Source organism: Hymenobacter mellowenesis (assembly GCF_030581005.1).
Classification (GTDB): Bacteria; Bacteroidota; Bacteroidia; order Cytophagales; family Hymenobacteraceae; genus Hymenobacter; species Hymenobacter mellowenesis.
On sequence record NZ_JAUQSX010000001.1, the window covers coordinates 298,629 to 323,858 of the forward strand.

Below are 25,230 nucleotides of genomic sequence, written 5' to 3' on the forward strand. Positions count from 1 at the left end.
CGCCCGGCATTGAACAAAACCGGTGAGGCGGCGCGCCCGGCGGGTGGGGGCAGGCCCCGCCCCTACTCGTTCGGGCTGCGTACTTTTCGGCAGAAACCTGAAAAACCTATGGCCGATTTAGCTATTCGCGTGCTGGTGGTGGAAGACGAGCCGATTTACGCCGACCAGCTGGAGCTTTACCTGCAAGACCTGGGCTGCGAGTTCATCGGCCCGGCCACGGACGCGCGCACGGCTCTCTCGCTGTTTCGCACCGAGGCCGTTGACCTAGTGCTGCTCGATGTGCACCTGCGCGGCGCGGTGGATGGTATCGAGCTGGCCGCCCAGCTGCGCGAGTTGCGCCCCGTCTCGCTGATTTTCCTGACCTCCCGGGCCGACGACGAGGCGTTTGCCCGCGCCCGGCCGCTGGGCCCGGCGGCCTACCTCATTAAACCCGTGGCGTTTGGGGCCTTGCAACGGGCTATGGCGCTGGCCATCGACAGCTTCTCGGGCGCGGCGCCGGTGGCTAGCGCCCCGGCCACCCCAGCTTCTCAAGCGTCGGCAAAGACCCCGGATTCGCTGTTTATCAAGGAAAATGGCCTGCTGGAGAAAATCCGCGTGAGCGAGATTCAAAGCGTGGAGGCCGACAACAAGGTATGCCGCTTGGTGCTGGCCGGGCGGGTGGTGACGGTGCGAATGCCCCTGCGCGACGTGATGCGCCACCTGCCCCCCGACCGGTTCGTGCAGATTCAGCGCAGCTACCACATCAACCTCGACTACCTCGAACGCTTCGACCCAACGCGCAACCTGGTGCAAGTGGGCGAACAGCTGCTGCCGGTGGGCGAAACCTACCACCACGAGCTGCTACGCCGGTTGCATAAGCTGGATTAGCCTGGATTTGACAGCCGCCAGGCGGCGGCGTTTCGGCATACCTGGTGGATAAATGCCATTTTCCGCACCACTTCGGGCCGGATGATGAAGGGGTAGGAATCGGGCTGGCCCATGCTGCGGTTCAGGCTGTTCATGGCGAAGGTGAGCGGCAGCCACTGTTCCATGAGCCGGTTGAAATCGGCTTGCTCGTAGGGCTCTTCGCTGATGGTGGCGCGCAGGAGCTGCGCGTCACCGGCTCCCTCGGGGTTCACGGCGAGGCCGAAGGCGTGGGCGGTTTGCAGCGTGTCGAGGATGTGCAGGTAGTGGGCCCAGGTTTCGGCCCAGTCTTCCCAAGGATGGCTGCTGGCGTAGGCGCTGATGTAGTGCTGTGGCCAGTCGGGGCGCGGGCCGTCGGCGTAGTGCTGTTGCAGGGCCGCGGCGTAGTCCTGCCGCTCATCGCCGAAAATCTGGCGGTATTCGGCCAAATTCGGGGTGTTGTCAATCAGAAGGTTCCAGTAGTAGTGGCCCACTTCGTGGCGGAAGTGGCCCAGCAGCGTGCGGTAGGTTTCGGCCATGGCGCGGCGGGCCTGTTCGCGCTCGATGTCGTCGGCTTCGGCAATGTTGATGGTGATGAGGCCGTTGGCGTGGCCGGTCAGCACCTTGTCGGTTTCGTTGGGGCCGGTATCGGCTTTGAAGTCGAAGGCCAGGCCGTTTTCGGAATCAGTTACCTTACTCACCACGGGCAGGCCCATGCGCAGTAGCGTGTACACCAGCCGGCGCTTGGCGGCTTCGAGGGCTTGCCAGCGCAGCCGGTAAGCGGTGTTGCCGAGGTCGGGGATGGTGCGGTTGAGAGCGCAGGCGGTGCAGAACGGCGTGGGGCTGCCAGTGGGCACCAGCCAGTTGCAATTAGCGTCGGCGTGGTTCTGGCAGTAGCGGTAAGTAGCTGAAGCGGGCCCAGCACCGAATAGACAGAACGTGTCGTCGGCCTGGGCCAGCAGCGGCAGCAACTCAAGTTGCCGGGTTTCGAATCCCAAAGAGTAGCCGCACTTTTCGCAGCGGTTGTTTTCGAAGTAGAGCACTTGGCCACAGTGCGTGCAGGTGAAAAGCTTCATCGTTCGGACGGGCGGAGAGGTCTGGTAGTACGGCGATATCCTCACCATAGATGAGAACTGTTTCTCCGGCTTGAAATATTTACCCCTACTTTCATTCCAACTAATTATTTTATTAGTAAAGGCCTGCTGATTTTAAGGCACTCTGTCGTTTATTACATCAATATTCCTGATTTCGACCTTTTATAGAAAGGCTATGCCTGAAAATCCGCTACTCAACTCTTACCCGGGCCAGGCCGATGTGTGGGACGAAATGTTCCATTCGCAGGACGTGCGGCCCGAGTACCGGCACTTCGTGGCGGCCATTGAAAAGCTGGCCGGTCCCGAAATGACGCGCAAGGCCGAGCTGGCCAAAAAGCTGTTTCTGAGCCAGGGCGTCACCTTCACGGTGTACAACAGCGGCGAGGGCATCGAGAAAATCTTCCCGTTTGACATCATCCCGCGCATCATCACCCACCGCGAGTGGGTCCGCATCGAGGCTGGCATCAAGCAACGGCTCAAGGCGCTCAACATCTTCCTGAAGGACATTTACCACCAGCAGTTCATCATCAAAGACGGCATCGTGCCGGCGGCGCTGGTGTACTCGTGCCCGCAGTTTCTGCGCGAGATGGTGAACGTGGACGTGCCGCACGACATCTACACGCATATCGCGGGCGTCGACCTTATCCGCGACAACGACGGCGAGCTGTACGTGCTCGAAGACAACCTGCGCACGCCCTCCGGCGTGTCGTACATGCTCGAAAACCGCAGCATTACCTACCGCATTTTCCCCGACGTGCTGCCCAAAAGCCACGTGCAACCGGTGAAGGACTACCCCGATTTGCTGTTTCGCAACCTGCTGGCGCTGGGCAGCCGGCAGGCCAGCGAGGCCACCGTGGTGCTGCTCTCGCCGGGCATCTACAACTCGGCCTATTTCGAGCACAGCGCCCTAGCCCGCCTCATGGGCATCCGGCTGGTCGAAAGCCGCGACCTCATCGTGCACAACCACTTCGTGTACATGAAAACCACCAAGGGCCTGCAGCGCGTGGACGTGATTTATCGCCGCGTCGATGACGAGTACATCGACCCGCTGGTGTTCCGGCCCGATAGCGCGTTGGGCGTGTCGGGCCTGTACTGGGCCTACCGCAAGGGCAACGTGGCCATCGTGAACGCCATGGGCAACGGCGTGGCCGACGACAAGGCCGTGTATTGCTACGTGCCCGACATGATTCGCTACTACCTCAACGAGGAGCCCATCCTGAAAAACGTGCCCACCCTGCGCCTCGACGATGCCGACCAGCGCCAGCACGTGTTCGACAACATGGCGAAGATGGTCATCAAGAAAACCAACGAATCGGGCGGTTACGGCATGCTCATCGGCAGCGCTGCCACGGAGGAGCAGATGGCCGAATTCCGCACCGCCATCACGCAGGACCCGCGCAGCTTCATTGCCCAGCCCATCATCAGCCTCTCGTCGACACCCTGCTATATTGATGGCGTATTGCAGCCGCGCCGGGTCGATTTGCGGCCGTTTGCGCTCTACGGGCCGTCGGGGATTGACATTGTGCCGGGCGGCCTCACGCGGGTGGCTCTGCGCGAGGGCTCGCTGGTGGTGAATTCCTCGCAGGGCGGCGGCAGCAAAGACACCTGGGTGCTGGGGCCGGAGTTTCAATGACCTTGTTTCCATCCGTTATTCTGAGCTTGTCGAAGCATTTCCGGGCTTCGGTTAGAATAGAAGTGGTTTCGCTTCGGAATGCTTCGACAGGCTCGATTCGGATGGGTTCTTTTGGTTACGGTGCAAGCGCGATGCTATTGGGCCGTCATGCTGAGCGCAGCCGAAGCATCTCTACCGCTTCGTTGTAACGGCTTGGATTAGTTGCGCAGTAGAGATGCTTCGGCTGCGCTCAGCATGACGTTCTTTTCCCTCTCCTACCCATCTCCCCTCCTATTCCCCTTCCCCCTCTCACCCCACCTCATGCTAAGCCGCGTCGCAGATACTATTTATTGGCTGGCCCGCTACCTCGAACGCACCCAGGCCATGCTGCAAGTGCTGCGTATCAATTACATCGCCTCGCAGGATGAGCAGTCGTTCGGCGGCTGGACGCCCCTGCTCCACACCTACGGTGACCTGACAGAGGCCGAAATAACAGCCACGGCCGCCGATACAGCGCAGGTGCTCGGCCACCTCATTTTCGACCGGGAAAACGGCGTTTCGGCCTACACCAACATCGTTCAGGGCCGCGAAAACGCCCGCGCCGTACAGGACCACATCACCAAGGAAGTGTGGCTGTGTTTGAACGACTACTACCACGTCATCCGGCAAGAAGAACTGGCGCGCCAGGTGCAGCACGAAGACCCCGTTTCGGGCATCGACCTGCTGCTGCGGCAGGGCCTGCTGTTCGGCGGCACGGTGCAGCAAACCATGCCGCGCGATGAAGGCTACGTCTTCCTCAAGCTGGGCAAATTCATGGAGCGCGCCCTGCAAACCATCGACATCCTGCGCCTCAAGCAAGAGGCGTTTTCCTCGGCCACGGAGCCACACGCGGCCACGTCGGCCCTGCGCTACCTGCTGTACTCATCGTTCGGCTTCGAGCTCTACACCAAAACTTACAAGGGCGTCATCGCGCCCGAAAACGTGCTGGAGCTGTTTATCTACGCCGAGAATTTCCCGCACTCGCTGGCCTACAGCCTCAGCCAGCTGCAACACTATTGCGAGCGTCTGCGCGACGACAGCCTGCCCGAGAGCTATGACCACCTGCACTTCCTCATCGGCAAGGCGCGCAACAGTGTGGCCTACAGCACCCTCCCCGCCGATGATGCGCCCGCCCTCGCCAACTTCCTCCGCCAGACCCGCAACGAACTGCTGGACGTGACTACGGCGCTGAACACGCATTATTTCGGTAATAGCTAGACCGTCATGCAGAGCGCAGCGAAGCATCTTTACTGCCACCACTAATCATGATAATTGAATCGCGTTGCGCGGTAAAGATGCTTCGCTACGCTCTGCATGACGCCCAATTTTATTATTCGCCTACCCCGCCCCATGCCTTCCTATAAAATCAAGCACCTCACGCGCTACGCCTACGCCGCCCCGGTCATCGACTGCGCCAACCAGCTGATGATTTACCCACTGGAAGACGACCGGCTGGAAGTAAAGAACCAAACCGTCACCATCTCCCTCAACCCTGAAACCGCGTTTTTCACCGATTATTTCGGCAATCAGGTGGGCGTGTTCACCCTCATCAAGCCGCACACGGAGCTGGTGATTGAGTCGAATGTGGACGTGGTGACCACGCCTATTCAGTTTCCGATGGACGAGGAAACGGCCGAGCAGCAGTGGCAGCACCTGACCAGCATCCGGCACGACGTGGCTTTCATGGATTTTCTGGACCCGCACACCTCCGCGCTGCACGAGGAAATCCGGGCCGTGCTGGCCGGCATCATCAGCGGCGACGACAAGCCGCTGAAAAACGCCCTCGTGCTCTCCGAATACGTGAATGCCACCCTGGCCTACGAGCAGGGCGTGACCAGCGTGGAAACGCCCACCGAGGAAATCTGGCGCCTGAAAGCCGGCGTGTGCCAGGACTTCGCGCATTTGCTGTTGTTCATGCTGCGCCTCATCGGCATTCCGGCGCGCTACGTGAGCGGCTACGTGTGCCCCAAGGAAGAGGGCGTGCGCGGGGCCGGCGCCACCCACGCCTGGGTGGAAGCCTACATTCCCTTTTACGGCTGGCTCGGCCTTGACCCCACCAACAACACCATCGTGAACGACGGCCACGTGCGCATGGCCATCGGCCGCAATTTTGCTGATTGCACGCCCATCAAAGGCACTTATAAGGGTACGGGCGCGCATACGCTCACGGTATCTGTTCACATCGAAAACGGTACGCCCCGCAAAGCCGGCCAAGCCTCCGAAGATGAGCCCGTGTACGTGCGCGAGGCGCAGGAGCCAGTGGCGCCGGTGAACTCCTACCGGAAGTACGTAACCTGGGCGCAGCAGCAGCAGTAACGACCCTGGCGTCAACCTCACCCCCTGCCCCCTCTCCTGCGGAGAGGGGACACCTGCTCGTGAAGACGAATCAATTAAAATAATCAGGAGCATCCCCTGACCCCCTCTCCGCAGGAGAGGGGGTCAGGGGATGAGGTTGACGGGTAGAGCGTAATTTCGCCCCATGCCCACGTTCTCCTATAGCCAACTTTTCACCTTCACCGAAGCCGTTTTCCGCAACATCGGCTGCTCCGACGAAGACGCCACCCTCGCCACCGAAACCCTGCTTTCGGCCGACCTGCGCGGCGTGGACTCGCACGGGGTGGCCCGCCTCGTGGGCTACGTGCGGCTGTGGGAAGCCGGCCGTATCAACGCGACGCCCCGCGTGGGCGTGACGTATGAAACCCCCAGCACTGCCGTAGTGGACGGTGACGGCGGCCTCGGCCTCGTGGTAGGCCCCAAGGCCATGCGCGTGGCCATGGAGAAGGCCCGACAGGTGGGCACCGGCTGGGTTTCGGTGAAGAACTCCAACCATTTCGGCATTGCCGGCTACCACGCCATGCTACCCCTGGCGCACGACATGATGGGCATTGCCATGACCAACGCCTCGCCGCTGGTAGCGCCCACGTATTCGCTGGATAGATTGCTCGGTACCAACCCCATTGCCGTGGCCGTACCCGCCGGCGAGCAGCCCGATTTCGTGCTCGACATGGCCACCACCACTGCCGCTAACGGCAAACTCGAAATCGCCCAACGCAAAGGCCTCCCCCTACCCGAAGGCTGGGCCCAAACCGCCGACGGCCAGTCCAGCACCGATGCCAACGCCGTGAAGAACGGTGGCGCGCTGCTGCCCCTCGGCGGGGCCACCGGTTCGCACAAAGGCTACGGCCTGGGCGCAGTGGTCGATATTTTCTCGGCCGTTCTGTCCGGTGCCAACTACGGGCCGTGGGTGCCGCCTTTCGTAGCGTTTCTCCAGCCCTCGGCCAACCCCGTGGGACAGGGCCTCGGCCACTTCTTCGGGGCCATGCGCGTCGATGCGTTTCGGCCAGCCGACGAGTTCAAAGCGCACATGGACAACTGGATTTCGACCTTCCGCAGCGCCCAGGCGGTGGAAGGCAAAAAGGTCCTCATTCCCGGCGACCCGGAGCGGGAGATGGCCGCGCACCGGCTGCTGGAAGGCATTCCGCTGCTCGATGCCGTGGTGAAGGATTTGGAAGGCGTGGGCGCCAAGTTTGGCGTGAAGCTATAGGGGCGGGGCCTTCCCCCGCTCGCCGGGCGTGCCCTACTCACCGATTTCGTTCAAAGACGGGCGGGGGCCAGCCCCTCCCCTACACCGCCTGTAATTCGCCTTTTATTGCTTCGTTTTTTGCCGGGTTCGATTCTTCTACAAAAAACCAGAAAAACGCCAGCGCCACCGCCGCCACAGCCGCCAAGGCTAGGAAGCCCACCCGGTAGCCGAAGTGCTGCACCAGATACCCCGCCCCCACCGTGCTCAGCGAAGCACCAATGCCCAGCGCCGTGGCAATGGCGCCCTGCACGAAATTGAAACGCCCGGTGCCCCGCGTGAGGTCGGCTATCATAATCACGCTGATGACGCCGAAGATGCCGCCCGCCAGCCCGTCGAGAACTTGCACGCCCACCAGGAAATAGGCGTTGCTGCTGAGCGTGTAGAGCACGCCGCGCACCGGCAGCACCGCAAATGCCAGCAGAAATACCGGCTTGCGGCCCGCATCGGGCGCGCGCCGGCTCACCCAGGCGGCCACCGGAATCATTACCAGCTGCGCCACGATGATGCAGGCCGACATAAATAGTGCCGAAGCTTTCTGGTTGCTCAGGGCCAGCTTCTGGCCCACCAGCGGCAGCATGGCCGCGTTGGCAAAGTGAAACAGGACCACCGCAATGGCGAAGCGCAAAATGCGCGGGTCGGCCAGCACTTGCCGGAAGCCGGCGGTTTGACCACCGTCCTTTTCGCCGGCCTTTTCATTTTCTACCGGCTTAGAACTGGACGAATTTTCGGCGACAGAAGCATCTGTAGCTGCAACAGCTTCTTTCGGGGCTGCTGCGTCTTTGGCGGCAGGCCCATCCTTCGCGGTTTCGATTTCGTCCGTTTTCGGATTGTCGGCGCCTTGGCCGCGGGCAAGGTCGTTATCAATGTCCTCGGGGTTGATGCGCAGGGCCGACCAGCAGCCCAAGGCGCACATCACGGCCACGAGGTAGAAGATGCCCTCGTAGCGCCAGTAGTAGCCGATGAGGCCGGCCAGTACGGCCGCCAGCACGTTGCCGCCGTGGTTCCAGGCCTCGTTGCGGCCGGTTTGCTGGGCGAAGCGGCGGTGCCCCACCAGCCCCAGCGTGATGGCCGCCACCACCGGCGCATAAATGGTGGTGGCTGCCCCGGTCAGCATCTGGGTGGCATAAATGACGGGCGGCGACACGAACGTGACGGCCGCCACGCAGCTCACCGCCACCACCACCGAGGCCAGCACCAGCAGCCGCCGCTTGTGTGTGGAGGTGTCGACCAATGAGCCGGCGGGCGTCTGAAGCAGCACCGCCACCAGCCCGGGCAGCGCCATGGCCAGCCCGATGCTGCCCGGCTGCCAGTGCCGCACCGAAAGCAGGTAAATGGCCAGGTACGGCCCCACGCCGTCGCGCACGTCGGCTAGAAACAGATTCAGCGGCGCCAACGCGCGGATGCTGCGCCGCTTGCCGGCCACGGAGGCAGAATGAGCCATGAGATGCGTTGGCCCCACCGGGCCAGGAGTAAGGGGTAAGGAATTTTGCTGCTTACCCTACCGCCTGGCTGACCCGCAGTGTCGAGGTTGCGGGCTTAATACTCTCCTCTTCAGGCCAGGGTTAGCCCAATGTCAAAATCTTAATCTCACAGCTTACGCTCCGGCGTCCTAGCCCGATTAGAGGCGCGCCAGTGCCTGTTGCAGCTCCACCATCGTAACGGGCCGATAATCGAGCGCCGCTACGTAAGGGCGGGCCGATACGGTGGTGGGCAGCGTGGCCAGCAGCGCTTTCCCCTCCTCCCAGCGGATGGCGACAATGGTGACATTGGCCCCACTGGGCAGCTTGTCAAACAAGATACTGGCGGCACCGGGCCCGGCGGCACCAGCCACCATGCAGCGCATCTCCCGAAACACCAGCATCACCTGGGCATTCCGCACCGGCGCTTTCACGGCAAACCGCACCAACGGCTGGCGCGACTCAACAAACCGGTCGCAGTTGACCCAGCCCAGCCCAGCGCTGCCAAATTCATAAAACAGGCTCTCGGCCGTGGGCCCAGCCAGGTCGGTCGCCGAGAGCTGCCCGCCGCTGCGCAGAATACTGTCGCGCCGGGCCACCTGGGCTTCTACCTTGGCCAGGTAAATAGCTCTCTGCCGGGCCGCCTGCTGGGTCATTAGCAGGCCCATTGTAGCATTGGCGTCCCAGGTCGGGCTCACCAGAATGGTGCCGGCCGGCGTGATACCTACTTCCACCAGCCCCATGGCGGGCTTCAGCTTCCAGCGCAGCTGACCGCCCCGGCCGTTTTTACCGGGCTCCCACTGCGCGTAGCGGGCGGGCTTCCAGGCTTGCAGTTTGGCAACTACCGCCAGCACCGGGGCGGCCAGGTCGGCGTCGCAGCCGGGTCGCACTTTGGGGCTCAGCACCCGGCCGGTGGTATCCACCACAAACTCCACGGCGGCGTACCGCCGGAGCTTGCCGGCGCCACTGCTCCGGGCCTTGCGGTTGTAGCTTTTCACGGCCGCGCGTTCCTCGTCGGATTGGGCACGTCCGCGGCGCAGCCGGGCCACGGTGCTGGTTTGATAGCGCGTGCCCTCCAGAATGGCGCGATTCAGGCGCTTGCTACCCAGGGAATATACCGGCCATTGGTCTTTGGGTATGCGGCGGCTGCGGTCGTATTTCTCCCGCCGGCGCCTTCTAGTGGCCGAAGCGTGTCGGCTGCTGGCCGCCGTGGCATCGTGGGCCAGCGAGTCGAGCACCCAATTGGGCGAGCGGCGCCCCACCGTTTCGCCCCGAAACAAGCGCATATCGGGCTTGATTGCCGGCGTGGGCATCCGCAGCCCCAGCCGCTGCCCCTGGCGCAACGCCACCGGCTTTCCTGTTTCGCTGGTGGCCGCCACATGCAACATGCCCCCAGTTTCGAGCAAGTCCCGGTTGGCGGTAGTGCCCAGCCCGGCCAGCACCATGTCGGCAATCGAATAAAACTCCCGCAGCTGCACCCGAACCGGCCCACTTAAAGCCGGCACGTCCCAGGCATCGGCCGGCACGTGCAGCTGGGTGCCCTGTCGGCCTATCAAAAGTGTATCGCGGCCCGGCCGCACGGTGAATTCCTGCACAGGCGGCAGGCCGGAAAGCAGAAAACTGTTCAGGCCATCGGGCAAAGAGGGCGCTGGCAGCCCAAGCGCATCAATGCCTTCCAACTCATCAGCGGCCGTGTCGACAACGGCATTGGCAAAGGTTGTGGGCCGTGCCTTGGGCAGTTTTGCCGAATGATAAGCCAGCGGGCGCGGGGTCTTCCTGGACGGAGAGGCGGGCGGGCCGACCATTTGCCGCCCCACAGCAACCGGCATTTCAGCGGCGGGCGCCGCCGCCGGGCCGGGCACCGCCCCAGTGCCTGCGGAGGCTGACGTAGCGGCCACCGCATCAGCAGCCGTAACTGCTGGCTTGGGCGTCGACTGGTGGCGAGCAGCGCTGCGCTCAGACGGCTGGTCGGTTGAGCAAGCCGCCAATTGCAGGATGAGCAGGCCCGGAAGGAAACGGAAGTAGCGGTGTGTCATGATGCAACAACGCGGCCGGCCTGCCCATTATTGAGCAGCCCGGCCGCGCCGTGCAAATTATACTAATTCCTTGAAATTCTACGAAGTATGCGTAGCCGACGCCATTGCAGAAGGCACCAATGCGGCAATGGCCACGTCCTGGTTCAGGTACTGCGAAGAATACCCAGCGTCCGACTTATTCAGGAACAAGCAGGTGCCGCCGTTCACAGCATCAATAATCTGCGCGTACTGGTCCATGGGCAGGGCCGGGCAGCCGAGGCTGCGGCCCAGGCGGCCGTTCTGCTTGATGAAGTCTTCGCTCACGTAGTCGGCGCCGTGCATTACTACCGAGCGAGCGGCGGCGTTAGTGTTGAAGCCTTCATCCAGCCCTTGCAGGCGCAGGGAGTGGCCGTGCTTGCCCTCATACTCGCTGCCCGTGGCATAGAAGCCTAGGCTGCTCATGTTGCTCTGGTCGGTGTTGGAGAAGTTGGTGGCTTCGTTCTCACCAGAGTTGTGGCCGTGGGCTACGAGGGTATGGAACAGGATTTCGTTTTTGGCTAAATCAAGTACCCACAGGCGCTTTTCGGTGCTGGGCAGGTCGAAGTCAACCACCGTCAGGGTCTGCTTATCCTCAGCCAGCTTGCCGGCCTGGCGCAGGTTGAGGTAGCCGGTCATGGCCTTGGCGAAGGTTTCGAAGCGCAGGCCTTCCTGCTCCGCCCCGAGGGCGGTGTAGGTGGCGCGCAGGGTCTGGTCGAACTGCGCCTGGGGCGAGAAAGCAAGCTTGATGTTCTGCATCTCGCTGCGCGAGTTGCCAGCCATCGACTTGGTTACCGGGCCAGCCATCGGCGTGGCCAGAAACAACGAGGCCAAGAAAGGCAACACCCGACGGGCCAGGCGCTGACGACGCAAGGATTTCCGTTTCCGCTGAACTATGCTGGTCTGGTGCATGATAGTGAAAGAATTGCTGGTGGATAAACCGCTGTTTCGGCCCTTGAAATAAGCTTCAACTGGTTTAGAGACTTATACGTGTGCGGCGCCCTGATGGGCGAGGTCTAAACGTTTCCGCTCACCAAATAATTCCAATCCGCTATTCTTGGGCCCCTGCCCTACCGCCAGCCGCGCTGCACGAAGCGCCGCCCGGCCGCCGGCCCATCCAGCCAGCGCGACTTGATGCCGGGGCCGCTGAGCAGCATCATGCTGCCCACCCGCATGGTGGCGATGATGTCTTTGAACTGCTCGGGCGGCAGGGCCGGACAGCCGCGGCTGTAGCCCAGGTGGCCGTACTTTTCAATATACTTGGGGCTGGCATAATCGGCCGCGTGCAGCACCACGTAGCGGTCGAACGCATTGCCGTTCTGGCCTTTATCCAGTCCCTCGATGCGGCGCGAGTAGCCATGGATGCCGTCGTAGGTGCCGGCCGTGCGGTAGAAGCCCAGTGAAGTACAGGCCGACTTTTCCTCGTTGGAAAAGCGGCGGGCGCGCAGATGGCCCGAGCCTTCGCCATGGGCCACGTAGCTGCGGTGCAGCACTTTGGCCGCCTTCAAATCAATGACCCAGAGGCGTTCGGTGGTGTTGGGCAGGTCCATGTCGGCCACGGCCAGCAGGCCGGCCCGCTCGATGCGGCCGGTGGGGTGCAGCGTGAGGTAGCCCACACAGGCCTGCTCCAGCACCTCGGGGCGCAGCTCAGCGGCAGCCGGGCCAAGGGCCGCGTGCAGTTGCCGAATGGCCTGGCGCAGGGTATCGGGCACGCCGGGCGTGGCGGCCACGGCCGTGAGGCGCAGCGAATCGGGTACCGGGGCCGTAGGGCGGCGGGGGGCAGCAGTATCAGTAGCCGCGGCTGCAACTGCGGTGGCCGGCAGGCGCGGCGCGGCCGTGCTCCGCAGCTCATCGGCGCGCAACTGGCAGCCGGCCAGCAGCAGCGTGGCGGCAGCCAGACTGCTGAGGCTTCGCGAGCCCAATCCTTTTGCCCGGTTTCTGTTCATTTCAGTTGGCCCCACCATAGCCCGAAAGTTACGGCCGCTGGCGGCTGTCCTCCAATTGCTGGGGCGGAAAAGCAAGTGAATGGAGTGGTGGATGCCGGCCGTTCCGACTGAATCACAGGCTCATCGATTTTTTCACTAAAACGGGTGAACAGTGTCAATTGCGCAAACGAATGCACATGCCTTTGTGCATTCGTTTGCACATCGCAATAATTATTATTTAAAAAGTTCAACCACAGCCACGTACAAGATTTTGGCTTCCTTTCAAGGCTGACGAAAACCCGCCTACCTTGGCAGCTACCAAATCGGCAGTAGTGCGTTCACGGCCTGGATGAACTTGACGCTCCTGCCATCCTTCACTCTTTTCCACAACCCCCAAATTCCCACGCATGATGCACTTTTCTCCTCATTTTCCGTTCCGCAAACGATTCCGGCTTACGCTGGCGCTGGCTATGGCGCTGCTGGGCGCCGGCAACCATACCGCCAAGGCCCAACAGGTGGTGCTGCAAGGCTTCTGGTGGGACTACTGGAACTCGAACTATCCCAACGGCTGGGCCAACTACATTGCTGACCTGGCCCCCCGCCTGAAAGCCATGGGCATCGACGCCGTATGGATGCCGCCGAACGTGAAAGGCCCCAACCAGGGCAACGGCTACTCGCCTTTCGACAACTACGACCTGGGCGACAAGTACCAGAAAGGCTTCCTGAACACCCGCGTGGGCAACAAGGACGAGCTGCTGCGCGGCGTGGCCATTCTGCACGCCAACGGCATCGACGTGGTGCAGGACATTGTGCTGAACCACAACGACGGCGCGGGCTCGGCCAGCGGACAGGGCGGGCAGGACCCCAATGCCTGGGAGGACAATGCGACCAGCAAGTACAAGAACTTCCGTTACGTGAGCTACAACTCGTCGGCTACTGATGAAACGGCGGCCAACTACCTGGCCCGGAGCGGCCGATTCTCGAAAAACTGGCAAAACTTCAACCCCAACCCCGGCAACAACTCCACCAGCGGCGACTGGAACGCGGTGTATTTCGGCCCCGACGTGAGCTACTACAACGGCTCGTACGGCCAAAGCTCCAACGCCACCTTCAACCCCGCCCAGAGTGCCGACTACATGCGCAACAAGCAGCGCGAATGGCTGATTTGGTACAAGAAGCAGGTCGGGTTCGATGGCGTGCGGCTCGATGCGGTGAAGCACTTCCCGGACTTCGCGTGCGAGGACTTCCTCTATAACCTGCAAAGCAACGCGGGCTGGGCTAACGGCGGCGCCACCATGTTTGCCGTGGGCGAATGGGTGGGCTCCAGCAGCCAGATGGACGGCTGGGTGAGCAACGTGCAGAGCCGCGCCGGCACCTTCGATTTCTCCTTGCGCAACGGCCTCTACAGCATCGTGAGCGGCGGCGGCAACTTCGATATCGGCACCTTGCCCAGCTACCAGCAGGGCACCCGCGTGGTACTCACCAACGGCACCTACGTGCACCGCACGGTGCCCTTCGTGAACAACCACGACACCTTCCGGCCCCAGACCGATGCCAACGGCAACTACACCGGCTGGAACACCGGCTCGGAGCTGGCCCCGCACATCGACCCGTTCGACCCGCGCCTGTCGGCCACCTACGCGGCGGCTTTGGCGGTGGACGGCTCGCCCCAGATTTTCTTCGAGGACCTGTTCAACCTGGGCAGCACCGGCAAGCGCTACTCGCACAGCCCCAAAAGCACCACCGACCTGCCCGTGCGTGGCGACCTGGAAAACCTGATTTGGTGCCACCAGAACTTGCGCTTCAAGGACGGCGCCTACAAGGTGCGCTGGCAGGCCGCCGACCACCTGGTGATTGAGCGTAGCACGAAGGCCATCATCGGCATCAACGACAATTTCAGTACTTGGCAAAACAGCACGGTAAGCTGCGATTTCGCCCCCGGCACCGTGCTCAAGGACTATTCCGGCGCCAACGGCACGGCCACCGTGACGGTGAGCGGCTCGCAAACCGTGGCCATCAACACGCCGCCCTGCAACGGCACGGCCGCCGGTGGCCGGCGCGGCTACTCGGTGTGGGCGCCCGTGAACGCCACCACCAACTACACCAAAACCGGCCGCGCCACCACCCAGGAATGGGAGCTGGCCAACGACCTCGGCGACGCCGACAGCCGCAGCCTGATGCAGGGCGGCGCCCTACCCGCCAGCTCCACGGCCTACCGCACGGCCGGCCGCATCTACGGCGCGGCCAACAAGAGCATTACCTACAACCTCTACCCCACCGACGCTACCCGCAGCCTAACAGTAGCCGTGCTCAACAGCGCCGGCACGGTGGTGAGCAGCCAGACCGGCACCGGCACCCTCACGGGCACCTACACGCCCACCGCCGAAGGCTGGTACACCCTCAAGGCCAAAAACGCCAGCACCGCCAACCCCGCCCAGGGCGCCTTTGTGAAAGTGACTTACACCGCCCCCACCGTGGTGACCGGCGCCATGACCGGCCGCCGCGAGGCCAACGTACTGGCCACCAAGGCCGAGTCGGCCACCGCCGAAATTATGGTGTACCCCAACCCCACCGCCGCCGACCGCATCGACGTGGTGATTTCGGCCAACCGCGAGCAGACCGCCACCCTGCAGCTGCACGACCTGATGGGCCGCCTGGTGCACCAGGAAACTGTGCGCCTCTACAACGGCACCAACGAGCTGCGGCTGGGCGTGAAAAAGGCGCTACCGACGGGGATTTACCAGTTGAGCGTGCCGGAGTTCCATGTGAGCCAGAAGGTGGCAGTGCAGTAAAGAAGGGTATTGACTTCGTTATAGCTCTTAATTTGAAAGGCCCGTCTGCGTTTGCAGACGGGCCTTTTGCTTGGGCATTGGCAGCCGTGATTACCGGAATTTGGGATTTGAAATCCGAACCTGATGGTTGATGATTTCCACCTTTTTGTCCTTTGGATAATCGACCTGAAAGGTGAAGCGCACGCGCTTGTTCTCGCCGGAGTTCAGGGTGAGCAGCCACGTTAGCTTGCCGGAGAGAGCGTCCAGCTCGGCCCCGCTGGTTTCGAGCACTTTCACACTGATTTCTTTCTCTTCGGAAATCGGAATCTGGTCGAGCAAGCGCAGGCGCACGGTTTCGGGGTGGCGGTTGCGCACGTTGAGCTCGTAGGTGAGGCGCACGCGGCGCTTGTCGCTGAGCGGGGCGTTGCTGCTGAAATCCTCAAGCTTGGCCCGGCCTACTACCAGCTGCTCATCGTGGCCCAATACCACTTCCAGCGAGTCGTTGTAGGCCCGGTCGTTGAGCTCGGTATCGCCCACGTACATGCCCTGGTGGTACACCCGGGCTTCATCGGGCAGCTGCAAACCTTCCCAGCCCGACACTTTGGCCTGCAAAAACACCTTGTCCGACAAGCGCGGGATGGCCAGGTACTCGGGGCGGCCCGTCAGGTTGGCCGGCGGCAGCGTCAGCTCCCGGGACTTGTAGGGCGCCAGTGTTACCAGTTCCGGCACTTCGTAGCGCGTGCTCTGCGCCGCTTCAATGGGGCGGCCCTTGGCAGTGCCTTTCACCACAAACTCGTCGACCCGGCCCTCCCCGGTGTGGTCGCCGCCGTCAAAATCCAATGCCCAGGGCTCCAGGTTGGGGCGCGTGAGGTCCTCGCTTTGCGCGTGGCGCATCAGCACGAGGCGCACCTGCTGCCACGGCAGCCCCGATTGGTTGCGCAGGAACCCGTGCGTGATGAAGGCCAGCTCCCGGCCCGTGGCATTGGCCCGAATGTCCAGCTTCGGCCGCCACGGCATGCGGCTCGAAACGTAGTACGTCATTGTCAGGGGTACCGTCACGGGGCGGGCAGCCCGCACCAGCAGCACCTGCCAGTCGCCGTAAGTGGTTTCGTTCGCCCGTGGCCGAAGCTGGCTGACCTGGCCGCGCAACGCCTGCTGTCGGCTTTGCAAGCGGTTGGTTTCCTGCTGAATGACCGGCAGGCGGGTGCGCATGAGCGTGGCCCCTTTCTGCACCTCGGTGCTCCAATTGGCCTGCGTGCCCGAAGGCAGCGCCTGATTGGCCAGCAAAAACGCTTTTTCCTGTTGCAGGCCCTGCAGTTCGCCGTCGATGGTGAGCAATTCGGCCTCGGCCCGGCTGAGGCTGTCGGCGGCCGTTTGGTAGAGGGGCGTCGGGGCGGGCGCCTTGGCTTCGTCGTCGTCGTCGCTCACCGAAAGCAGCTCGGCCTCATCGCCCAGGCGCACCTCCAGGGTTTCGGACTTCATGCGCGGCGACAAATTATTGACGATGATGCGGTTCAGTCCGGCTAATAGGGTGACCTTGCCCCGGTGTTCCAGCGCTGTACCGTTCAGGTACACCGTGACGTTGGTGAGCGGTGGCTTCACGGTTTGCTGAGGCGTTTGGGCCAGACTGCCAACGGCCGCTAACAGCCCCGGTAGAAACAACAAGTAATGTTTTGGCATAGGAAAGGGTCAATCAAGTGCATTCGCCAAGCGAAGATGCACCTGATTGACCCTTTGCAAACCTCCGCTTCCCTTTAAAAGAACACGCTCACGTTCAGCTTCGCATAAAACGGCGTGCCAGGCGTGAAATGCAGCTCATCGACCGGGTCGGTTTCGGTGCGCAGGCGGGTTTCGGTGGCAAACTGGGCCTGGTTCCATTCCACATTGAGCAGGTTTTCGGCGGTGGCCCCGATTTGGAAGCGGGGCGTGGTGTAAGCCAGCACGGCATCGAAGAGGAAGTAACCGCGGGCCGTGATGCTGCCGTCGTCGTTGGCGGGCCGGTTGTCGATATGGCGGTAGCGCAGGCTGCCGCCCAGGCCCCGGGGTGCCTTGTAGCTGAGGCCGCCGGTGCTAGTGAAGGTGGGCGCGAGCGGGATGTAGTTGGCCTCGGCGGGCGCGTCGAGCTGGCGGCCGTGGTTGTAGTTGAAGTCGCCGTCGAGAAACAGGCGGCGGCTGAGCTGGTAGCGCACCGACAAATCCAGGCCGTAGCGCTGGGTGGGGCCGGTGCTCTCCACCACGGCCTCGTCGCCCACATACACCAGTTCATCCTGCAAATGCAGGCTCCAGAGCGCCGCATTCACCACCAGGCTGGGCAGGGGCTTGAAGGTACTGCCCACCTCCGAGCCGATGGCGCGGGGCAGCACGTTGGCGTTGGCGTCGCGAATTACGCCCCGCGCATCATTCGAATGGAAGCCGAAGCCCGAGCGCGCAAACAGCTGCACGGCGGGCGTGAGCTGGTAATACAGGTTGAGCTTGGGCGAGACGCGCGCGTGGCTGACGCGGCCCCGCAGCGGCTCCAGCTGCCGGCTGTCTTCGTTGGTTGCGGTGCCCCGGAAATCGAAGGTGAAGAAATCGGCCCGCAGGGCGGCGTTCACCGTGAGGCGGTCGGTGAGGCTCAGGGTTTCGTCGAGGTAGGCGTTGATATTTTGCTCGAACAACTTGCCCTGGGTGGTGGTGCCGAGAATCCGGCGCCGCACGGCCGTGTAGAGGCCCAGGTTGGAGAAATCGTTGCGGGTGCCCACGCCCAGCGTGCTGTGCAGTTGGCGGGCGCCAAGCTGGTCGTCGCGGTCGTAGGTGGCAGTATAGCCGAAGAGGTGGCGGTCGTCGGTCTGCTCGATTTCGTCGCCGTTCACCGGGTCGCGCAGGAAGAACGTGAAGTTGGAAAACAGGCTGAAATCGTACTTCGAGTAGTAGGCCTGTTGGCGCAGCACCGCGTCGTGCGGCAGTGCGGTGGTGAGGACGACGGAGGCATTGGTGCGGCTGGTGTTGCCGCCCTCGCTGGGGTCGATGCTGCCGTAGCGCGAGATACTGCCGTCGCGCACGGCGCGCTCGGGAATTTGCCCGCTGGCATCCCAGCGCGAGGTGAAATGCGAGCCCAGCAGCGTGAGCGAGGTTTTTTCCGACAGCTGGCCGGTGTATTTGGCCAAGCCATTGAAGCGCTTGAAATGCTGCGGGTTGTCGAAGTAGGAGTTGGTGAAGTTGTACTCGGCCGCCACGTAGGCGCTTTCGGGGCGCTTGCTGAGCAGGTGGCGGCTGGTACCCAGCAGGTCCAGCATCACCAAGGCCCGGCGGGTGTCGAACTGGCCCAACTCCAGCTTCACCTGGCTGTGCTCTAAGCTGGTTTTGGTGGTGAACTCACCCGCGCCGGCCGTAGCAAAATCGCCAAAGCGGGCCGTGTAGGGGCCTTTGTACACCTTGAGCTGCTCCACCGTTTCGGGTATCACGAAGTGGAAATCGGCGTAGCCCTGGCCGTGGGCGTGGCTCACCATGTTCACCGGCAGCCCGTCAATGCTCACCGCGAAATCGGTGCCGTGGTCGCAGTCGAAGCCGCGCAGAAAAATCTGCTCGGCCTTGCCGCCGCCCGCGTGTTGCGCGATGAACAAACCCGGCACCAGCCGCAGCAGGTCCTGGGCCGAGTTCACGGGCCGCAGCAGCTGGTCAATGTGCGAGATGGCGGCCAGGCTCTGGTTGGGGTCGCGCGGCTGGCTCACAGTCACTTCCGAGAGGTTGAGGGTGGTAGCAGCGGCGGTCAGCTTCAGGCTGCGGGTTTCGCCGGCAGCCAGGACTACGGGCATGGTTTGGGCGCGGTAGCCCAAGGCGCCGATGCGCAGCAAATACGTGCCGGGCGCAATGCCGCCGAGACGGAACTGCCCGAGCGCATCGGTGGCGGTGCCGCCGGGCTGGCCCTGCAGGCCCACGCTCACGCCCGCCACCGGCAGGCCGGACAGGGAATCGGCCACGGTGCCGCGCAGGGTGGCGGTAGTTTGGGCGGCAGCGGTTGGTGTCAGCCCGCAAATTGCCATGAGCAAAGCAATAAGAACAGTAGAGAGTTGTTTCATGTGATGCAGAAGAAAGATGAGCGGCCCCGCCGGAGCGAAGCCGCTCGTTCGGATTAGAAGTTGGCTTTGCTCATGCAGTTGGCCCGGCACTGCACCTGGTGCTGGGTGCGTTGCTGGCCCATGTGGCCACGCGCCTGGTTGCGCGTAATGGCTTCGGTGGGCAGGACTTGGCGGCCATTCAGCCCTAATGGATTGGCGGCAAGGCGGCCAGCGGCCGGCAGTTGCACACGAGAGGTAATGCCCGCAGCAGCCGCTACGGGTTGGAGGGAATTGGCCCGGAAAATCATGGGAATGGGAGTTGAACGCGCCCGGGCCCCACGGCCCGGCAGGCAGCGTCGGATGATTGGATAAGATGAATCGGCGCGGCTGCTTGCTAGCAGCCGTGCGCAGTGGCCCCGTTTGGATTCAAACTGAAAGCAAACAGGCCCGAAATCAACTTATCCCCGACGGGGCGGCAACTCAATCTGGCCCCGGTACCCGACGGGCACGGCCACTATACGGGCCCCCAGCCGGGATTCCAAAGCAATAAAAACCGGCCGGACAAACGCCACCCGCACTTCAGAAAGGCAATGCGTATCCAACCCTTTGAAGGAGTTGAGCAACTGCTGTAGCGGCAGGCGCTCGCCTGCTTTCTTTACGGTGTACTGCACGCCATTGCAATCATCAAAGCAGGCCAGGCGCAGGGTGTGCTTCAGCTGGCAATCGGGGCTGTGCACGTAGGCAAAAGGCCGGGTGATGGGCCGCGCCGGTCGCTCCACGAGGCCGGCACCAACTACCAGCAGATAGTTGAGCAGCAGCAGCAGCGTGAGGAGTTGGCGGGACATAAGCGGCGGCGGTTGCGGTATCTACGATGCAATTGGGTGTAAGGGGTATTTTTTTTCAGAACGTCATGCTCATCTGGCTGGCTCAAGCAAAAAACACGCGCTCAACGGTCCAGTACGCTGCCACCAGCCCGATGACCACCGACACCGGCACCACCACGCGCTGCTTGTACCAGCTTCTGCCGGCGGCCCAGCGGCCCACCAGCGCCCAGCACAGCAAAATCACCGAAACCTGGCCCAGCTCCACGCCCACGTTGAAGGAAATGAGCGAGCCGAAATAGTCTTTCTGCGGCAGCCCCAGCCCCGTGAGCGCCGAAGCGAACCCCATGCCGTGCACCAGCCCGAAGCCGAACACAATGAGCAGGCGCCACGGGTTCAGCTTGTCGGTAATGATGTTTTCGATGGCCACAAACAGAATGGACAGCGCAATAATGGGCTCAATTACGGCCGAGGGCGGCGAAATCAGCCCGTACATGGCCAGCCCTAGCGTGATGGAATGCGCCACGGTGAAAGCCGTGGCCTGCATGAGTACGGGCTTGAGGCGCGGCTCCAGAATGTAGAGGCTGATGATGAATAGGATGTGGTCGAACCCCAGCGGAATGATGTGCGTGAAGCCCAGCTGCAGGTAGGTCCAGAAAATCTCCGTCCGCGAAAGCTTGCTCAGGTCCGTGTTGAGGACGTGCGCGGCGGCCGGCGTAGCTAGCAACGCCAGTAGCGGCAGCAGCACCAAGGCACGGCGCGGCAGGCGTATTTCAGCAAGCAATGTGGGTGGTTTCATGGAAAGCGGTTTCGGCGCAATGTAGCGCGGACTCTGCGAGTCCGCTCGTTGCAGAACGGTCACACAGGCACGGACTCGCAGAGTCCACGCTACAACGCTACCGGGCAGCCAGCAGCTTCTTGCCTTCTGCTTCCACGTCAGGGTTCAGGTAGGGAGCCGTTTTCAGCGAGCTTTCGATGAGGGCCTGGCCTTCGGTCGTTTTGCCCAGCTTGGTCAGAATAAGGCCGGCGCGGCACAGCAGCACGGGGTTCTTCGAGCCGGTGCGGCGGGCCACCTGCATATACTTCTGGGCGTCGGCATACTGGCCACGCTTATAGAGCACCCAGGCCATGGTTTCGTTCACGTCGATGTTGTCAGGCCGGCGGTCGTACTCAATTTTGGCGTGCTCCAGGGCCTTGTCCAGCTCGTTGGTTTTGAGGTAGGCGTAGGCCAACTCGCGGTCGGCGTAGTGGCCCATCTGCTCGTTGTCGTCGGCTTCCTGGGCGGCGCTGGCCAGCATGTCGATGGACTCGGCAGCCATTTTTTTCGACTCGGCGGGCTGGCCGTTGAGGCGGTACAGGTCGGTCAGCTCATCCGTAAAAGCATAATCCTTCACCGTCACGCGCGCCTGCTGGTAGTATTTGATGGCCGTCGCGTAGTCTTTGCGGGCGGCGGCAATGCGGCCCAGGCCGGCCAGCGCGTAAGCATAGCCGGGGCGGGCGGCCAGCGCCATCAGGTAGTGGCCGTGGGCGCTGGCCGTGTCGCCGCTCACTTCGTAGAGGTGGCCCAGGGCCACGCGCGTCCACTCGGTTTGCTCCAGGCCAATGTAACCGGCCTTAGCGGCCATGTCCATGGCCTGAATGGCGCCCGGCACATCGCCATAAATCTCGCGCAGGTAGCTGGCGCGGGCGTATGAAGCCAAATCGGGGCGTAGGGCATTCATCTTATCGGCCATTTTCACGGCCTCGTCGTAGTGGCCCATCTCCACGTTGGCATCGGTCAGCAGGCCGTACACGAAGCCACTATTGGGGTTGATTTTCTGGGCTTGCTGGGCAATGCCCAGGCCCTGAGCAAAATGGTGCTGCGTGAGGCACAGCGAAGCCTTGCAGCACAGGGCCTCGAAGTTTTCGGGCTCGGCCTGCACCACTTCTTCCAGCAGGCCCATGGCGGCACCGTCGTAGTAGGGGTGGTCGCCGGTCACGCGGGCTTCCTGCATGTAGGCCTGGGCCAGCAGCAGGCGGCTTTTCTGGTCGTTGGGGTTGGTGCGCAATTTGGCCAGCAAGCCCTCAATGGCGGCCTTGGTGTTCAGCCATTCGCCGCCAGCGGCCAGGTCGCCGTGGCGCATTTTCAGCTCCGGCGTGCGCGGGGCAGGTTTCTTAAAAACAAAAATAGCGGCGGCCAGCAGGCCGAAAACCACTAGTAAAGCTGGGTATAGATACTTTTTCAAAGCAGAAGTTTTTATCAAGATAGTTGGTATTTGGCAGTCATCAATCAAACTAAGAATAACAGCTCGGCAGCTTTGACTGAGCTTGATTACTGACTACGAAATACCTAAAGTTCTGAATTAAAAGAGAGCCGCCGCCAGTCCCATGCGGGCCCAACGACGGCTCTTCATTCAGGCACTAAGGTCGGTTATTGACGTTCGATGCGGATGGATTGCACGACCGTCTGGCCGCTGTAAAGAGTGGCGATGTACTGGCCGGCGGCCACATCGCGGCCCGGGTTCCAGGTCAACTCGTTCACGCCTTGGGCAAAGGTTTTGTCCTTGGCAATGGTGGCTACCCGGCGGCCGGTCACATCGCTGATAACAACGCTCATCGTGCCTTTAGCAGGCAACTCGAAGTGCAGCGTGGTGGTGCCGATGAAAGGGTTCGGGTAGGCCTGAGCCACGGTCAGGTTGGGCGAGAGGCCGAGGTTGGACGAGCGCTGAGCGAGGGCCACGCGCTGGGCGGTGGTACCGCTCCAGGGCGTCTGCACAAACGGGAAAGTCGTGCGGAAGGTCGTGTCGTTGCGCTCCACATTGGTAGTGAAACCCACCACGTTGGTCAGTTGCGTAGTGAGGGGCGAGGGCGAAGTACCCACCGTGTAGTCGTCGTACCACAGGCCGATGGCGGCCAGTACGGCACCACCCACAGCTTGCAGTTCAATCCGGGTGACGTCATCTTCGAGGCGACGGCCGTTCGGGAAGCCGTCCATGTTCGGGATGGCGATGTAGTTGGCACCGCTGGCGGTGTAACGGGCATCGGTGAGGCCCAGTACGGCAGCGGCGAGCAGGCCTTCCGAGCTAAAGTCGGCCGAAGTGCGCGACGTGGGGGGCACCGCCAAGTTGATGCGCAGCATGTCGCCGAAGGTGGGCAGGAAGTTGTTCACAAAAGGCTTGCCAGCCGTCAGCGGGTTGTTGCCGGTTTTGCCGGTGGCCAACTGGTAGGGGGGCAGGTTGGGTACGCCGGTGTGGAAGATGGGCAGCAAGTCAACCGAGCGCGGCGAACCGCTTACGCCGCCATTCAGCAGCACTTCGCCAAATCCACCCTGCGCCACAGGAGCCAGGGCCGTACCGTTCGTCAGCGCGTTGCCGAAAATCGGAGCCAGACCGGGAGCACCGTTCCGGAAGTCGAAGCCACCAGCCAAAGGCGCAGGCAGCAGGCCGGCCAGCGACTTGGTTTGGATACGCAACAAGCCCAGGCCGCGGGTCGGACCGACCGGACCTTGAATGGCTTCGCCGTAGTACGTTTGGTTGGCCGGCTTAGGAGCCGCGCCGTTCACGGGCACGTTATCGGCCATGTACAACCCCAGTTCGGGGTTTTTCAGGTTGGCCTCAAACATGGCTTGGCGCGAGCCAGCGGCCGGCGTTGCCACGCCATACGGCGTGTCGTTGTTCCAGGCATCCTTCATGCCCACGGGCTGCACTACCTCGTTGGTCAGGGGCATACCAATGCGCGATACCTGCACGTAAGTACCGGTTTGGGTCTGCGTACCGTCGGTATTGATGGTGCGCAGCGACAGGCGGCTGGCCGAAGCCCACACACCAATGGTGTAGGGCGACACGGGCGAGGCCGGCGAAGTAGTGCCCGCCAAGGGGTTGGTGGTGGCCGTGAGAGCCGGAGTGCCGGTACGGACCAGAGCGGCCACCGGAATCTTCATCACAATGCTGTGCACGTTCTTACGGGCCAAGCCATCGCGGGCGCCACCGGGCGAACGCACCGCACCCAGGTCGAAAATAGCGCCCAGGTCTGTAAAGAAGGCATCGTCGGAAGGACCGCAGTATACCTGCATGTTGCCCCCAGTAGTTGCCACTTGTTGAACAGTGCTTTCCAGATAGGTTTGATAATTGGTTTGGCCCAGACCAGCCGGCGTGCTGGTGATAGACCGCGGCCCAATGTTAGGGGCAGGCACCTGTCCGGCTGTCACCAGGGTGGTAAAAGCACCGCCAGCTAGGCTTTGCTCAAGCATATAGGTGGTCTTCAGGTTTTCCTGGCCCAGCCGTACCCGGAAGAAGGTCGTCGGGGCCTGGTTGGTGCGGGTAAACGTGAAGCGGTATGTGATGTCGTCGCCCGTCGTGGCAGGGTTGTTTTTGACGTGAATCTCGTAGCGGATGTTCTCACCAAACGAGTTGAAGTTGGGGCCGCCCTGCGGCAACTCGAACGGGATGTAGTTGGCAATGATGGTGGCCGTGGCGTTGCCGTCATTGTTCGGGGCGTCGGGCGAACGGAACACGTAGAGGTCGGTGTTGTCGGCCAGCGGGTCGTCAGCGATGAGCGGGGCTTCGCGGTGGCTCGAGGCCTCCAGCGTATTGTGCTGGCCACTGATGGCCAGTATCCCTCCTACCGCGGTTGCGAGCAGAGCAACAGGAAGTAGAGGACGAGTAAGCAGGTTTTTCATGTAAAAGAACGGGTTATGGTGGAAAAAAAGGTGGCAATACGGTAGCTGAACACTGGTTGCCGGAGCACCCAGATAATTAGCTTCCCGGCAGTTATGTGGTATTCTTCTCTCCTTACGTCCCCAACAATCGTTTCGGTTTGGAACTTTTATAAAATAGCCAAATAAAATTCGGGCTTTGGCGAACCACGGCCGTCGGTTCTGCATCATTTCGGGGCCGCGCTGGTTTAGGGGCTACTTTTGTACCGCGCTATTCGGCGTTATTTTATTATTACTCCGGGCCGACGGACACGCCGGCCCCTCC

General features: G+C 62.3%; 18 protein-coding genes. 6 read left to right on the plus strand and 12 right to left on the minus strand.

From position 1 onward, the window contains the following. Positions 1-108: 108 nt before the first annotated feature. The gene (locus Q5H92_RS01245; RefSeq protein WP_305009659.1) at positions 109-867 is read left to right on the plus strand and encodes a LytR/AlgR family response regulator transcription factor; all 759 of its coding nucleotides are present in this window, start codon (positions 109-111) and stop codon (positions 865-867) included. Here Q5H92_RS01245 and Q5H92_RS01250 read toward each other — a convergent pair. Next, a complete protein-coding gene (locus tag Q5H92_RS01250) occupies positions 864-1,958 on the minus strand; it encodes a zinc-binding metallopeptidase family protein (RefSeq protein WP_305009660.1) in 1,095 nt (364 codons plus the stop codon). The two genes, Q5H92_RS01245 and Q5H92_RS01250, sit on opposite strands and share 4 nt — an antisense overlap. Positions 1,959-2,151: 193 nt before the next feature. Here Q5H92_RS01250 and Q5H92_RS01255 point away from each other — a divergent pair, with 193 nt between their 5' ends. From Q5H92_RS01255 to Q5H92_RS01270, 4 genes are all read left to right on the plus strand, one after another. Continuing rightward, positions 2,152-3,609 (plus strand): circularly permuted type 2 ATP-grasp protein, encoded by a 1,458-nt coding sequence (locus Q5H92_RS01255; protein WP_305009661.1) that lies wholly within the window; start codon positions 2,152-2,154, stop codon positions 3,607-3,609. Between the two features lie 300 nt (positions 3,610-3,909). Then, positions 3,910-4,845: an alpha-E domain-containing protein gene (locus tag Q5H92_RS01260; RefSeq protein WP_305009662.1), complete on the plus strand. Its 936-nt coding sequence runs from the start codon at positions 3,910-3,912 to the stop codon at positions 4,843-4,845. A 132-nt stretch (positions 4,846-4,977) separates the two neighbouring features. Beyond that, positions 4,978-5,943 (plus strand): transglutaminase family protein, encoded by a 966-nt coding sequence (locus Q5H92_RS01265; RefSeq protein ID WP_305009663.1) that lies wholly within the window; start codon positions 4,978-4,980, stop codon positions 5,941-5,943. Between the two features lie 163 nt (positions 5,944-6,106). Next, complete coding sequence (locus Q5H92_RS01270) at positions 6,107-7,171, plus strand: Ldh family oxidoreductase (protein WP_305009664.1); 1,065 nt, start codon at positions 6,107-6,109, stop codon at positions 7,169-7,171. A gap of 79 nt (positions 7,172-7,250) precedes the next feature. On the opposite strand, the gene Q5H92_RS01275 is transcribed toward Q5H92_RS01270, so the two are convergent. From Q5H92_RS01275 to Q5H92_RS01290, 4 genes are all read right to left on the minus strand, one after another. Beyond that, positions 7,251-8,651, minus strand: coding sequence for an MFS transporter (locus Q5H92_RS01275; RefSeq protein WP_305009665.1), 1,401 nt, complete (start codon positions 8,649-8,651; stop codon positions 7,251-7,253). Between the two features lie 177 nt (positions 8,652-8,828). Further along, positions 8,829-10,703 carry a hypothetical protein gene (locus Q5H92_RS01280; RefSeq protein ID WP_305009666.1) on the minus strand — a complete coding sequence of 625 codons (1,875 nt, stop codon included), beginning with the start codon at positions 10,701-10,703 and terminating at the stop codon, positions 8,829-8,831. 78 nt (positions 10,704-10,781) lie between these two features. Next, entirely contained in the window at positions 10,782-11,591 is an 810-nt protein-coding gene (locus Q5H92_RS01285; protein ID WP_305009667.1) for a murein L,D-transpeptidase catalytic domain family protein, read from the minus strand. Between the two features lie 197 nt (positions 11,592-11,788). Then, a complete protein-coding gene (locus Q5H92_RS01290) occupies positions 11,789-12,664 on the minus strand; it encodes a murein L,D-transpeptidase catalytic domain family protein (protein ID WP_305009668.1) in 876 nt (291 codons plus the stop codon). A 386-nt stretch (positions 12,665-13,050) separates the two neighbouring features. Here Q5H92_RS01290 and Q5H92_RS01295 point away from each other — a divergent pair, with 386 nt between their 5' ends. Continuing rightward, entirely contained in the window at positions 13,051-15,435 is a 2,385-nt protein-coding gene (locus Q5H92_RS01295; protein WP_305009669.1) for a T9SS type A sorting domain-containing protein, read from the plus strand. 90 nt (positions 15,436-15,525) lie between these two features. Here the strand turns inward: Q5H92_RS01295 and Q5H92_RS01300 are convergent, their stop codons facing one another. The 7 genes from Q5H92_RS01300 to Q5H92_RS01330 all read right to left on the minus strand — a co-directional run bounded on the left by Q5H92_RS01300 (position 15,526) and on the right by Q5H92_RS01330 (position 24,929). Next, positions 15,526-17,094 (minus strand): DUF4139 domain-containing protein, encoded by a 1,569-nt coding sequence (locus Q5H92_RS01300; RefSeq protein ID WP_305009670.1) that lies wholly within the window; start codon positions 17,092-17,094, stop codon positions 15,526-15,528. A gap of 74 nt (positions 17,095-17,168) precedes the next feature. Continuing rightward, the gene (locus Q5H92_RS01305; RefSeq protein ID WP_305009671.1) at positions 17,169-19,472 is read right to left on the minus strand and encodes a TonB-dependent receptor; all 2,304 of its coding nucleotides are present in this window, start codon (positions 19,470-19,472) and stop codon (positions 17,169-17,171) included. Between the two features lie 53 nt (positions 19,473-19,525). Continuing rightward, positions 19,526-19,759: a hypothetical protein gene (locus Q5H92_RS01310; protein ID WP_305009672.1), complete on the minus strand. Its 234-nt coding sequence runs from the start codon at positions 19,757-19,759 to the stop codon at positions 19,526-19,528. A 150-nt stretch (positions 19,760-19,909) separates the two neighbouring features. Beyond that, positions 19,910-20,296, minus strand: a complete 387-nt coding sequence (locus Q5H92_RS01315; RefSeq protein WP_305009673.1) for a hypothetical protein — start codon at positions 20,294-20,296, stop codon at positions 19,910-19,912. An 82-nt stretch (positions 20,297-20,378) separates the two neighbouring features. After that, positions 20,379-21,071 carry a HupE/UreJ family protein gene (locus tag Q5H92_RS01320; protein ID WP_305009674.1) on the minus strand — a complete coding sequence of 231 codons (693 nt, stop codon included), beginning with the start codon at positions 21,069-21,071 and terminating at the stop codon, positions 20,379-20,381. Positions 21,072-21,168: 97 nt separating this feature from the next. After that, the gene (locus Q5H92_RS01325; protein ID WP_305009675.1) at positions 21,169-22,497 is read right to left on the minus strand and encodes a tetratricopeptide repeat protein; all 1,329 of its coding nucleotides are present in this window, start codon (positions 22,495-22,497) and stop codon (positions 21,169-21,171) included. 185 nt (positions 22,498-22,682) lie between these two features. Next, positions 22,683-24,929, minus strand: a complete 2,247-nt coding sequence (locus Q5H92_RS01330; protein WP_305009676.1) for a DUF4331 family protein — start codon at positions 24,927-24,929, stop codon at positions 22,683-22,685. Positions 24,930-25,230: the final 301 nt, after the last annotated feature.

Bases quoted from the DNA above. Each gene is read 5' to 3' on its own strand.
- Q5H92_RS01275 (WP_305009665.1), bottom strand. From the start codon at position 8,651: ATGGCTCATTCTGCCTCCGTGGCCGGCAAGCGGCGCAGCATCCGCGCG.
- Q5H92_RS01305 (WP_305009671.1), bottom strand. From the start codon at position 19,472: ATGAAACAACTCTCTACTGTTCTTATTGCTTTGCTCATGGCAATTTGC.
- Q5H92_RS01315 (WP_305009673.1), bottom strand. From the start codon at position 20,296: ATGTCCCGCCAACTCCTCACGCTGCTGCTGCTGCTCAACTATCTGCTG.
- Q5H92_RS01245 (WP_305009659.1), top strand. From the start codon at position 109: ATGGCCGATTTAGCTATTCGCGTGCTGGTGGTGGAAGACGAGCCGATT.
- Q5H92_RS01260 (WP_305009662.1), top strand. From the start codon at position 3,910: ATGCTAAGCCGCGTCGCAGATACTATTTATTGGCTGGCCCGCTACCTC.
- Q5H92_RS01280 (WP_305009666.1), bottom strand. From the start codon at position 10,703: ATGACACACCGCTACTTCCGTTTCCTTCCGGGCCTGCTCATCCTGCAA.
- Q5H92_RS01295 (WP_305009669.1), top strand. From the start codon at position 13,051: ATGATGCACTTTTCTCCTCATTTTCCGTTCCGCAAACGATTCCGGCTT.
- Q5H92_RS01255 (WP_305009661.1), top strand. From the start codon at position 2,152: ATGCCTGAAAATCCGCTACTCAACTCTTACCCGGGCCAGGCCGATGTG.
- Q5H92_RS01320 (WP_305009674.1), bottom strand. From the start codon at position 21,071: ATGAAACCACCCACATTGCTTGCTGAAATACGCCTGCCGCGCCGTGCC.
- Q5H92_RS01250 (WP_305009660.1), bottom strand. From the start codon at position 1,958: ATGAAGCTTTTCACCTGCACGCACTGTGGCCAAGTGCTCTACTTCGAA.
- Q5H92_RS01265 (WP_305009663.1), top strand. From the start codon at position 4,978: ATGCCTTCCTATAAAATCAAGCACCTCACGCGCTACGCCTACGCCGCC.
- Q5H92_RS01330 (WP_305009676.1), bottom strand. From the start codon at position 24,929: ATGAAAAACCTGCTTACTCGTCCTCTACTTCCTGTTGCTCTGCTCGCA.
- Q5H92_RS01300 (WP_305009670.1), bottom strand. From the start codon at position 17,094: ATGCCAAAACATTACTTGTTGTTTCTACCGGGGCTGTTAGCGGCCGTT.
- Q5H92_RS01310 (WP_305009672.1), bottom strand. From the start codon at position 19,759: ATGATTTTCCGGGCCAATTCCCTCCAACCCGTAGCGGCTGCTGCGGGC.
- Q5H92_RS01270 (WP_305009664.1), top strand. From the start codon at position 6,107: ATGCCCACGTTCTCCTATAGCCAACTTTTCACCTTCACCGAAGCCGTT.
- Q5H92_RS01290 (WP_305009668.1), bottom strand. From the start codon at position 12,664: ATGAACAGAAACCGGGCAAAAGGATTGGGCTCGCGAAGCCTCAGCAGT.